The following is a 12,233-nucleotide window of genomic DNA, read 5'->3' on the forward strand; positions in this document are numbered from 1 at the left end:
ACAATAATTTAGAATCAAGATGACTTTCTCAGTAAAATCTAAATTAGTTTCATACATTTAATTTATACTAGGCTTCTTTTTCAGAAAAATATTCTGGAAAATGATTTGTTACAATCTCGTTACAACGATAACATAATTCTTCAGCTCCAGCAATTGTCCCTACTTCCTCACGGATAGCACGACATCTTTCACATACATGTCCCGGTGCATGATTAACTGAAACTTTAAAATGATCAAATTCATGGGCACTTGCTCCTGCCTCAGTAATATCTTTTAAATCTAATTTAGAAACAATTAATAATTGATCTAATTGATCACTTAAATTAGTCAATACTTGACGCATTTCTTCATCCGTATAAACCGTAACAGCTGCTTCAAATGATTTTTTAATTGGGTCTTCTTCAACGTTTTTCGCTTCTTCTAAGACTTTATTAACAGCATCTTTCATTTCAAAGAGTGGCTCCCATGCTTTAATCACTGCTAAATCTTCGGTAATGTCTTTTGCTTTAGGCATATCTTGTAATTGTACAAAGCCTTCAGCTCCAGGTAATTCTTTCCAAGCCTCTTCCATTGTATGTAATAAAATAGGGGTAAGCAATGGAATTAACCCACTTAAAATGTCATAGATAACAGTTTGCATTGCGCGACGTGCACTGGCATCTGCTGCTTCAATATATAAGACATCTTTAGCAAAGTCTAGATAGAATGCAGATAAATCTACGGTAATAAAATTGATTACTTTCTTATAAATCGTTGAAAATTCAAATTCATCATAAGCTTTCAATACATCATGAACCAATACATTATATTTTGCCATTAAATATTGGTCTACTTTACGTAATTCGGATACTCGATCGGTCTCTGGATTAAAGTCACCAATGTTAGATAGCATAAAACGAATCGTATTACGAATTTTACGATAAGATTCTGATACTTGTTTTAAAATATCATGCGAAACACGAACATCATTTTCATAGTCCACACTTGCTACCCACAGACGAATAATGTCAGCACCTAATGTTTCCATTACTTCTTCAGGTAAAATAACATTACCTAATGATTTACTCATTTTTTGCCCCTTACCGTCCATGACGAATCCTTGTGATAATACAGCTCTGTAAGGTGGTACGCCATTTACCGCAATAGAAGTAGTAAAACTTGAGTTAAACCAACCACGATATTGATCTGAACCTTCTAAATATAGGTCTGCTGGGAATGATTGACCTGGTCTTTCTAAGACACTTGCATAAGAAGTTCCAGAATCAAACCATACATCCATAATATCCATTTCTTTCGTAAACTCACCATTCGGACTGCCAGGATGAGTAAAGCCTTCAGGTAATAACTCTTTAGCCTCACGTTCAAACCAGATATTAGAACCATTTTCAGCAACTAATTGTGCCACATGTTCAATTACTTTTCCATCAAGAATCGCTTCGCCATTTTCAGCATAGAAAATAGGTAATGGAACTCCCCAGACACGTTGACGTGAAATGACCCAATCGCCACGGTCACGTAACATATTATAAATACGAACTTGACCTGATGGATGATACCAAGTGACATCATTATCAACAGCCGTTAATAAATCTTGACGGAATTTATCAATCGAAGCAAACCATTGTGGCGTCGCACGGAAAATGACTGGCTTTTTAGTACGCCAATCATGTGGATAACTATGAAGCAATTCATCTTGTTGTAATAAGCTGCCATTTTCAGCTAATTGCTCCATCACAAGCTTATTCCCTTTAAGATAGAATACGCCCTCTAAACCTGGTGCTTCATCCGTGAAATGTCCGCGATTATCAATTGGTGATAAAATTTCTAATCCATATTTTTGACCAATTTGGTAGTCATCTTCCCCGTGTCCTGGTGCCGTATGGACTAATCCAGTACCAGCATCCATCGTTACATGATCTCCAACCATTAATAATGATTCTCGGTCATACATAGGATGTTGAGCCGTCATACGGTCGAATTGAATCCCTTCATATTCAGCTACCACTTGGTAATCTTCCCAGCCAATTTCTTGAGCAACTTTTTCTAATAATTCTTTCGCGACAATAAATTGACGGTCTGCCACATTGACTGCTACATAAGTAGCATCTGGTTTAACTGAAATCCCTAAGTTTGCCGGAATAGTCCATGGAGTCGTCGTCCAAATAATAAATTCTGCTTTTTCATCGACAACGCCTTTCGTATCTTTCACTTTAAAAGCTACATAAATTGTTGGTGAAGTTACATCTTGATATTCTACTTCCGCTTCTGCTAACGATGATTCACTTGATGGCGACCAATAAATCGGTTTTAATCCTTTATAAATATATCCTTTTTCAGCCATTTTACCGAAAATACGTAATTGAGCAGCTTCATATTCTGGTTGTAAAGTTAAGTAAGGGTGTTCCCATTCTCCTGTGACACCTAAACGTTTAAATGTTTCGCGTTGAGCATCTACTTGTTTTAAAGCATATTCCTCACACATTCTTCTAAAGTCAGCAACCGAATATTTTTTACGATCGATTCCTTCATTTTTAGTTAAAGCTGATTCAATTGGTAACCCATGTGTATCCCAGCCTGGAATATAAGGTGCACTAAAACCATTCATTGATTTATAACGAACAATAAAATCTTTCGTTACTTTATTTAAAGCATGCCCCATGTGAACTTTACCGTTAGCGTATGGAGGACCATCGTGTAAAATATATGACGGTTTTCCTTCATTTTTCAATTGGATTTTGCTATAAATATCTGCGTCTTTCCATTCTTCTTGTAATGCTACTTCTTTGACCGGTAAATTTGCACGCATGGCAAAGTTTGTTTTTCCTAAATTTAATGTCTCTTTTAATTTCATTGTTATCTCCTTTAATTATAATAAAAAATGCCCCTTCAAATAGAAGGGACGTAAAATTACGTGGTACCACCCAGTTTAGTTTCAATAAATTATTGCAACTCACTCTTTCATGATAACGCTATTTAAGCGACAAAAACTACTTATAGTTCATTTTTATAATTAACAATTGGGGATAATTAAGTGATTAGTGATGTCAAGCTCACACCCTCCTTGACTCGCTGATAATATAATCAAATAATTGTGTCCAATTACTCTTTTGGTAAATCTATACGAATTGTACGACCAAGAACACTTTCAACTGGTTGTTCAGAGTCTTCTCCAGCAACCGGATAGTTATGATGTTCGTCAACTGGATCTGCTTCAAAAAAATCATCTTGTACTGGAATATCTTTTCCATCTTCGTCAGCAATTTCAAAATCCATTTGGTCTAATTGACTTCTTTTATCTTCTTTTAATTCATCAGTAGGTTCCACAACTGCTTGAGCAGCTTCTACTTCTTGAATTGGTTCAAGTTCAGTTTGAACTGATAAATCTTCAGATTGAGCACTTAATTCATCACGTAAATGATTAATTGGTGTTTCAATCTCTCCTTGCGCTTCTTTAAATAATTCTTGATTGTCTTCTTTATTTAATAATGACAATTGAGCTTCAACCATATTTTTTAGGCGATTTCTAAAGTTTAAACTATATTGATGTAAATGTTCAGTTTCACTTACAATGGTTTTAGATCGGTTATTAGCATCTTCTAAAATGCGTTCAGCTTCTCGATCTGCTTCATATAAAATTAATTCAGCTTCCTTACGCGCGTTTTGTTTTAAGCGTTCAGCTGCTTCTTGTGCGACCATAATCGAATTATTTAATGAATCTTGTAACTGTTTGAAATAATTCAATTTATCTTCCATGTCGGCGATTTTGGTCGTCATCTCATTATTACTTTTGGTTAATTTTTCAAATTCAACCACAATAATATCTAAAAAGTCATTGACTTCATCTGAATCATAACCTCTAAATTTCGTGTTAAATTCTTTATGTAAAATCTCAGATGGTGTTAAAGACATTCTGACACTTCCTTTCAAAAGTTTCAATCGATAAAATATACAATTACTATTCTACACTAATTCGATTGAAATTTATAGAGTTTCATGAGAACTTTTGTTAAATCATTAAAAATAAAACATTATCATCGATAAATAGGACTTCATTATTTGATCAGCACATTGACTGTTAAACGATAATTATCTTTCTTGGTCACACCATCAATCGATTGTATCCAAAAACGACCATATTTTCTAAGTGACACAATATCATTAAGTTTTACTTCAATGTCGGAACGAGTCATCGCCATAAAATTCATTTTTACATTACCGGCATTAATTTGATCTTTAGCTCTTTGTCTTGAAAAATTATAAACATTCGAAAGCATCGCATCTAATCTTAAAGAACTACTAATCACCGTCATGGTTTCCCAGGCTTCATTGGACTCTAAAATTTGTTCCCACTCAATCTCCTCTAAGTGAACACCAACATTACCAATTTTGGTAACATTACTCATTAAATATAATTTTATCGTTTCATCGACTATTACATGCCACGCTTCTCCATCGGTAATAATATCCCCAATGCGTTCGCGATCAATTCCACTACCAATTAAGGTACCTAATATTTTTCCGTGAGAAATATTAGCAAATTTCACTGGAAATTTGATATTTAATAAACTCAAATTAAAATCATCTTCTTCCAGTTCATGATAAGGTGGAACAATTAGAGCTCGTTTTCGTTCAGCTTTTTCATATCCTCCCCTAAAATAAACGGCTAAATTTTCATTACTTGCTACTAATTGTTTTACAATAAGTGTTTCTCTAGGTGTTAAAAAAGGTGTTAAATAAGCACTATAACGATTTTCTACTATTTGCATCCAACCAAAAACTTGGTCAATAAAAGATTGCTCCTCTTTGCCATAATGTTGATATATGTCCTGATTCACTTTAATCCTCTTTCTAAACGATTATAAAAACAAATTAAGTAAAACGATAATACCTCTTTTAACGAGGTTGAGCGTGAAAATAGCAATAATCACATTAAAGCTAATACCACCAATGGGTGGAATAAAACGGTCAAAAATATTTAAATATGGCTCTGATAATTTAGAAACCCACTCTTCAATTTTGCTGCCACGTGCATTTGGAAACCAACTTAATAATGCATAGACAACTAAGACCATTTGGTAAGCGTCAATTAATTTCATTAAATAAACGACTAAATTAAAAATCATATCTCTGTTCCCCTTAAATTTTCTTAAAGCTATTCTATCATAAAAATGACTGTTTACCTAATGAATCATTGATTAAGAAAAGAAAATCCTGGCAATCATACTAAAGCATTCATATCTTGCCAATCACGCTTCATCATTAATTAAAAGATGAGGATGAGCATAAACTTTTGAAATTTTGTTTAGTCATTGCTCGAAATTTAAAAGTGTAGTGGTTGAACAGCCTCAATCTGCGTCTTATAGAAGTTGGACATAAGGCTGGGCAAAAACCATTTAAATTCTGTTCAGGCATATCTATTTAATTCAAAGCGCAGTGGTTGAGTGGCATCAACCTGCGTCTTAATGAGATTGAACATAAATTTGAAAAATTCAGTCAAATTAGTGCTTTTTCATTAAAAGCGCAGTGGTTGAGTGGCCTCAAACTGCGTCTTAATGAGATTGAACATAAATTTGAAAAATTCAGTCAAATTAGTGCTTATTCATTAAAAGCGCAGTGGTTGAGTGGCCTCAACCTGCGTCTTTCGACTTGTTTGAGGCCTACTCAACTGTGCGGGGGTAGCCCGACGAAGCGAAAATCATTCGATTTTCTACTTCTTGCCCACTCCCATGTTTATTAATGACGTACTCAGCCCGTTATACCATGACTAATCAAAGCCAGATAGACATAAATATAACGTAATACTATTTTGACCTAATACTTAATTAATCAAAGTCAGATACTAACAAAAAAACCCATAATACTGCTTAGACCTATGTTCCCATATTAATTCATTTTCAGTAATAGCCTCTACATTAACTTAATGTAATTCTCATTTACCCACAAACTAGATATATACAAGACCGGACAGAGAAAATCTGCCCGGTCTACTGAATTACATTTTAATCTTTACTAGTTACGGTGACGTTTACGGAAAAATGGTGGTGTATCTAATTCGTCGTCTTCGATAGTATCATTTTTACGAGTCACTTCATTATCATTACGTTGGAACGTACGTTGAGGAACTTCATTTGAAACCTCACGTGTATTTTGTTCACGTTTAATATCCCAATTACTGAATAAATCACGTTCTTCTTTTTGACGTGGAACATTTAATTCAGGTCCACCTTGATTAGATGGTGGATTCGGTGTATTACCCGATTGTGGTTGATTATGATTGACATTTGCTTCACGTTCATTTCCAATTTGATTATAACCACTTGTTGACGTGAAGGTTGTACGTTGTTGACGTGGGTTAATTTTATTGCGTTCAGATTTTTCTTGTTCAATACCAGTCGCAATAACTGTCACTACTACTTCATCACCTAAGTTTTCGTTAATTGACGTACCGAAGATAATATTGACATCACCTGACGAAGCATTAGCAACAATCTCACTTGCATCTTGAGCTTCAAATAAGGTTAAGTCTGAACCGCCGGTAATATTTAATAAGATTTGCTCTGCACCATCGATTGACACTTCTAACAATGGTGAAGAAATAGCTTTTTTAGTCGCTTCAGCTGTGCGATTTTCACCACTTGCTGTACCAATTCCCATTAAAGCAGTACCTTGGTCTTTCATAACAGTTTTAACGTCAGCAAAGTCTAAGTTTACATAACCAGGAGAGGTAATTAAATCTGAAATTCCTTGGACCCCTTGACGTAAAACATTATCTGCTTCACTAAATGCTTCTAACATTGGCGTTTTACGGTCTACAATTTCTAATAGACGATTATTTGAAATTACAACTAAAGTATCAACACTGTCTTTTAAATTTTTCAACCCTTCAGCAGCATAGCGTCCACGTTTTGGTCCTTCAAAAGTAAATGGTCGAGTTACAACCCCAACAGTTAAAGCGCCTAATTCTTTCGCAATTTTTGCGACAATTGGGGCAGCACCAGTACCGGTACCTCCTCCCATTCCGGCAGTAACAAATACTAAGTCCGCACCTTCTAAAACGCTACGGATTTGTTCTTCACTTTCTTCAGCAGCACGTTGACCAATTTCTGGTAACGATCCTGCTCCTAATCCTTTAGTTAATTTTGAACCTAATTGGATTTTAGTTGTTGCTTGTGAACCAGCTAAGGCTTGGGTATCGGTATTCGCAACGATAAATTCAACACCTTGAACATCTTCTACAATCATACGATTGACGGCATTACCACCTGCACCACCAACACCAATAACTTTAATTACCGCGCCAGTCTGATTCATTGATGAATCGAAAGATAATTCCATTATAATTTCCTCCTAATTTCATGACTAATCAAAAAATGTATTGAAAAATGCTTTTACTTTTGAAGCAACTGAATTTTCATTGCTTGGTTCTTCATAAACACCTTGGTTAGTTTCCTCTTCATAATATTCATTTTCGATATATCGTTGATTTTCTTGACCATTCGTTTGTTGATATTGATCATAATTTGCTCTTGGTCTTTCAGGTCTTGGACTCGCTTCAGACATCGGTCTTTGATATTGAGTCGTTTGTCGATTAGGTTGAGCTGGGTAATAGTCATTACTTGCATCGTGATTTTGTTCAGGTTGTTGCGCCGGACGACTATTAGGTCGATAAGTTCCTTGAGCAATCCGATGAACATCATCTAAGCCTGCAACATATTCGATAATACCCATACTAGTAGAAAAGACTGGATTACGCATCCCCATCTGTTCGGGAATGAATAGACGCACTTTACTACCAAAGAATTTTTGTGCTAATTCCAAGACACCTGGTAATGATGCTGCACCCCCGGTGATCACAAAACCACCTGGCAAATCAAGAGCATCCACAGCTCCTAGGTCTTCATGTATCGTTTCAAAAATTTGAGCTAAACGCGCTTCAATAATTTCTGCTAAATAACGCTCATCTACACGAACAGGCTCTTTTTTACCTACTGTCTCAACGGGGAAATACTCTTCATCTGAAGTTTGACTAGCAATTGCATACCCATATTCACGCTTAATCCGCTCAGCACTTTCTAAAGATGTATTCAAAATAATTGAAATGTCTTTAGTAACAAAATCGCCACCTTCTTGATCGACGAAAGAATATTTTAATTGATTATCATAAATAATTGAAGCAGAGGTTTGTCCCCCACCCATGTCAATAATGACGGTACCAAATTCACGTTCATCTTGACTAAGTGCTACTTCAGCAATAGCTTGTGGCTGTAAAACTAATTCTTTAATTACTAAGCCGGCTTTTTCAACACAACGTTTAATGTTATGAATAATCGTTCTTGGTCCTGTTAATAAGGTCGCATATAATTCTAAACGAACACCTATCATGCCGCGTGGATCACGTATACCGTTAAATCCATCTACCACAAATTCTTCTGGAATAACCGAAATGATTTCTCTTTCTGGTGCCACAGAGCGAACTTTAGCCGCGGTAATCACATTATCCACATCACGATTGGTAATCTCTCTATTTTCATTCGATACAGCTATCATTCCATGACAAGATTCTAAACCTAATTTATTACTTGGAATGCCGACCGATACTTCTTTAATTTTAACATTAGATTTTTGTTCGGCTAATGTAACAGCCTGTTGAATCGAGTAAACTGTTTCGTCAATATCAACGATCACGCCTCGACTTAATCCTCTAGACTTTACATTACCAACACCAATGATGTTAATTTGTCCATTAATATATTCTGCTACCACAACTTTAATCGATGTGGTGCCGATATCTAAACTCACAAAAATTTCATGATTTCTCATTACAATATGTAACCCCCTTAACGTAGTTTTATGTATTATAGGAGTTGTGTCTACCTCTAATAGCTCTCTACAATTTTAACACAAAATAAATTTATATTGAAGATAAAACTTCAAATAGTACCAGAAATATTTATTAATTATCTAAATTAGTATCAAGTTTAATATTATTATTACCTTCTGTTTCTGGTGTGAAGTAAGCTCCTACTTCTAAATTAACAGTTCCCATTTGGTCGCCAATAATTTTTTTCATGGCAGGATATTTATTAATTTTTTCAGCCACGGTAGAAGTGACGGCTTTGACATACATCCCGTCTTGCATTTTCATCGTTAAATGATTTGGACGATTCAAATCCTTCGATAATTCAATGGTATCGATTAAAGCTAGGACATCTGGTTCAACTCTTCTTAAAGACGTTGCTACAGATACTAATTTACCTTTTTGTTCAACATTTAAAATTCTTGGTAAATTAAATCGGTCCATATTCTCTTGCAAATATTTATTGGATTCCACTAAGATTTCACCATTTTCCAATAAAGGATATAATTCCCCTTCAATTTCTACAATCGCCACAATATGATATTCTGAAACTTTAATATCCATTTGTTTCCAATTAACACGATCGAAAACAACGCCCGAAACAATGGGATTGGTTTGAATAATATTCTTTTCAATTTGTTCTCTATTAGCCATGACATTTTTAATTGTGTCAAGAGAGCGAATCCCAGAAGAATAAGCAACCATTTCCGATTCTGCAATTTCATTACCGGAAACGGTTAAATGATTGACTTTATTAAAAGGGGCTAATTGCCACCAGAATGTCCACATTAAAATGAAAATTACGGCAGTCACACTAGCTAATTCAACTCTACCGGTTGGCAACCCTTTAGTCCAATTAATGGGTGCTTTCTCTGGTTTACTTCTTACAATTTTTTGATTAGATGTTATAACGTCATTTACTTCTGCTTCTAATTGTTGGTTAAATTGTCGCACATTCTCTAAATCATCTTCAAAAATATTTGGCATTATAACACCTCCTTCAAAAAATTCTAATAATTGAAGCTTGATTATTGATTGAGACCAGCAATTAATTCGTTAAATTGTGCTCCACGTTCTTCAAACGATTGGTACTGATCCCAACTTGCACAAGCAGGCGATAATAATACAACATCGCCACTTTCAGCATATGATTGCGCGGCTTTCGTTGCTTGTTCTAAATTATCCACCATCACAATTTCTGCAATCTGAGCTTGTTCCATCGCTTCTTTCATAATTTCTTTTGATTCACCATATAAAATAGCAACTTTGACATTTTCTAAATATGGCACTAATTCATCAAATCTAATGCCACGGTCCAAGCCGCCACCAATATAGACTGTTGGTTCAGTAAAACTCTTTAATGCAGTAATGGTTGCATCAGGATTAGTCGCTTTAGAGTCATTATAATAACGAATACCATTATAACTTCCAACAGGTTGGATACGATATTCAACACCATGATAATTCATAATTGTATCGTGAATAATGTTGTTTGGAACGTTTAATATTTTGGTAATTGCAATAGCAACTAAAATATTCTCAATATTATGTTCACCGGGAATTTGAATATCGTTTTCTTTCATAATCAATTCGCCTTTAAAGTATAAACCACCATTTTCATAATACGCTCCAGTTTGTCGTACTGAATCCGTTAAATTTAATCTAGCAAATGGTACTTTATTAGCAGGTGATTCAACCACATAACCGGCAAGTTCTTTTTGATCTGCATTAAAGATTATAAAGTCATGATTATCTTGGTTTTGAATAAGTCGTAATTTTGCTTTAACATATTCTTCTCTTGTACCATGATAATCTAGGTGAGCGGAGAAGATATTCGTAATGGCAGCAATATGTGGTTTGAATTTATCTGTTCCCATCAATTGAAAACTCGATAGTTCCATCGTTACCACATCATTTTCTTTTACTTTTGGTAAAACCGATAGTGTCGGAATACCAATATTACCTGCTAAATGGGCTTGATACTGACTATTTTGTAAAATTTTATCAACCAAGGTAGTAGTGGTTGTTTTACCGTTACTGCCCGTTATACCAATTAATATTCCCGGATTATACCAATCGAAAATTTCAATATCTGTATAAATAGGAATCTCTTGTGCAATAGCCGCTTGTAATAAATCAATTTGATAAGGAATACCAGGGTTTTTAACAATAAAGTCAAAGTTTTCGTTTAAAAGTGTAACTGGTTGTTTTTTATCAACAACGATAACGCCTTTAGCTTTTAACTCTTTAATCGATGGTTCTTCGCTTAAATCATTTAAATCGTTGATGGTGACATTCGCACCTTGAGAAACTAAAAATTCAGCGGCTCCTCTTCCCGTTCTAGCGTAACCTAAAACCAATACTTTTTTATCTTTTAAATCCATTTTGACACCTTAAATCCTTTTTTATTTGAATATGCTAATATAAATGATTGCGGCAATCATACCAACTAACCAAAAGACATAAACGACTTTCGATTCAGACCATCCACTCATCTCAAAATGATGGTGAATCGGACTCATTTTAAAAATACGTTTACCTCTTGTTTTGAATGACCATACTTGTAAAATAACACTTGCTGTTTCCACAACAAATACTAAACCTATGATCAATAAACTCCATGGATTATTTAATAAAATCGATATAACTGCTAATCCGGCCCCTAAGGCGAGTGATCCAACATCACCCATAAATATTTTCGCTGGTTTCTTATTATAAATTAAGAATCCCAATAAGGCACCTACCACCACAAAACAAGCTAAAGCAATAGTCTGCGCACCTTGATTAATAGCAATAGCAAAATAAGCACCATAAGCAATAACATTCAGTCCTGTTGCTAGACCATCTAAACCATCGGTAAGATTAACGGCATTGGAAAATCCATTAATCCAAACACTAGCAAAAATAATTAAGATAACCGGATTGGTAATTTGTGTAAACCCTAAGGGGATGGATATTTTATATTGATGTAAAACGCCAATCAACATAATAACGATCGAAAAGATAATTTGCAAAACGAATTTTTGTTTGGCGGTTAATCCTTCATTTTGCTTTTTAAAGATACTAATAAAATCATCTACAAAGCCGATTCCTCCAAATAATAAGAAGGTTAAGAGAATCATCCAAACACTGCCTTCCAGTAATTTCATTAACCATGCACTGATTAATAAAGTAACTAAGATTGCAAAAACAAAGACCGTTCCACCCATGGTTGGTGTTCCCGTTTTAACTTCATGCCACGTTGGACCTTCCTCACGAGTTGTTTGACCGATTTTTTTATAATTAAAATAACCAATAAAAAATGGCATAATTGAGACAGTAATCGCGAAGCTTACTGCCAATGGTAAAGCTAATTCCATATTTATTCACCTAATGT

Annotated in this window: 9 protein-coding genes; all 9 read right to left on the bottom strand. The window is 34.8% G+C overall.

The features are described from left to right. Positions 1–67: 67 nt before the first annotated feature. The 9 genes from ileS to mraY all read right to left on the bottom strand — a co-directional run bounded on the left by ileS (position 68) and on the right by mraY (position 12,216). On the bottom strand, positions 68–2,851 hold the full coding sequence (gene ileS, locus CYJ72_RS02115) for an isoleucine--tRNA ligase (RefSeq protein ID WP_284630259.1): 2,784 nt from the start codon (positions 2,849–2,851) through the stop codon (positions 68–70). Between the two features lie 248 nt (positions 2,852–3,099). Then, positions 3,100–3,909, bottom strand: coding sequence for a DivIVA domain-containing protein (locus CYJ72_RS02120; RefSeq protein WP_071408782.1), 810 nt, complete (start codon positions 3,907–3,909; stop codon positions 3,100–3,102). A gap of 143 nt (positions 3,910–4,052) precedes the next feature. Next, on the bottom strand, positions 4,053–4,835 hold the full coding sequence (locus CYJ72_RS02125) for a YlmH family RNA-binding protein (RefSeq protein WP_284630260.1): 783 nt from the start codon (positions 4,833–4,835) through the stop codon (positions 4,053–4,055). Positions 4,836–4,856: 21 nt separating this feature from the next. Continuing rightward, positions 4,857–5,123: a YggT family protein gene (locus CYJ72_RS02130; RefSeq protein WP_066126811.1), complete on the bottom strand. Its 267-nt coding sequence runs from the start codon at positions 5,121–5,123 to the stop codon at positions 4,857–4,859. A gap of 886 nt (positions 5,124–6,009) precedes the next feature. Continuing rightward, complete coding sequence (ftsZ, locus tag CYJ72_RS02135; protein WP_284630261.1) at positions 6,010–7,335, bottom strand: cell division protein FtsZ; 1,326 nt, start codon at positions 7,333–7,335, stop codon at positions 6,010–6,012. 24 nt (positions 7,336–7,359) lie between these two features. Further along, a complete protein-coding gene (gene ftsA, locus CYJ72_RS02140) occupies positions 7,360–8,820 on the bottom strand; it encodes a cell division protein FtsA (RefSeq protein ID WP_284630262.1) in 1,461 nt (486 codons plus the stop codon). A gap of 133 nt (positions 8,821–8,953) precedes the next feature. Beyond that, positions 8,954–9,844 (bottom strand): cell division protein FtsQ/DivIB, encoded by an 891-nt coding sequence (locus CYJ72_RS02145; RefSeq protein ID WP_066125379.1) that lies wholly within the window; start codon positions 9,842–9,844, stop codon positions 8,954–8,956. A gap of 41 nt (positions 9,845–9,885) precedes the next feature. Beyond that, on the bottom strand, positions 9,886–11,241 hold the full coding sequence (gene murD / locus CYJ72_RS02150) for a UDP-N-acetylmuramoyl-L-alanine--D-glutamate ligase (RefSeq protein WP_284630263.1): 1,356 nt from the start codon (positions 11,239–11,241) through the stop codon (positions 9,886–9,888). A gap of 21 nt (positions 11,242–11,262) precedes the next feature. Further along, entirely contained in the window at positions 11,263–12,216 is a 954-nt protein-coding gene (mraY, locus tag CYJ72_RS02155; protein WP_284630264.1) for a phospho-N-acetylmuramoyl-pentapeptide-transferase, read from the bottom strand. Between the last annotated feature and the right edge of the window lie 17 nt (positions 12,217–12,233).

Source organism: Globicatella sanguinis (assembly GCF_002847845.2).
GTDB classification, from domain to species: Bacteria; Bacillota; Bacilli; order Lactobacillales; family Aerococcaceae; genus Globicatella; species Globicatella sanguinis.

Excerpts from the sequence above, each read along its gene's own strand:
- CYJ72_RS02130 (WP_066126811.1), bottom strand. The coding sequence starts at position 5,123 with ATGATTTTTAATTTAGTCGTTTATTTAATGAAATTAATTGACGCTTAC.
- ileS (WP_284630259.1), bottom strand. The coding sequence starts at position 2,851 with ATGAAATTAAAAGAGACATTAAATTTAGGAAAAACAAACTTTGCCATG.
- CYJ72_RS02120 (WP_071408782.1), bottom strand. The coding sequence starts at position 3,909 with ATGTCTTTAACACCATCTGAGATTTTACATAAAGAATTTAACACGAAA.
- CYJ72_RS02145 (WP_066125379.1), bottom strand. The coding sequence starts at position 9,844 with ATGCCAAATATTTTTGAAGATGATTTAGAGAATGTGCGACAATTTAAC.
- ftsZ (WP_284630261.1), bottom strand. The coding sequence starts at position 7,335 with ATGGAATTATCTTTCGATTCATCAATGAATCAGACTGGCGCGGTAATT.
- murD (WP_284630263.1), bottom strand. The coding sequence starts at position 11,241 with ATGGATTTAAAAGATAAAAAAGTATTGGTTTTAGGTTACGCTAGAACG.
- ftsA (WP_284630262.1), bottom strand. The coding sequence starts at position 8,820 with ATGAGAAATCATGAAATTTTTGTGAGTTTAGATATCGGCACCACATCG.
- mraY (WP_284630264.1), bottom strand. The coding sequence starts at position 12,216 with ATGGAATTAGCTTTACCATTGGCAGTAAGCTTCGCGATTACTGTCTCA.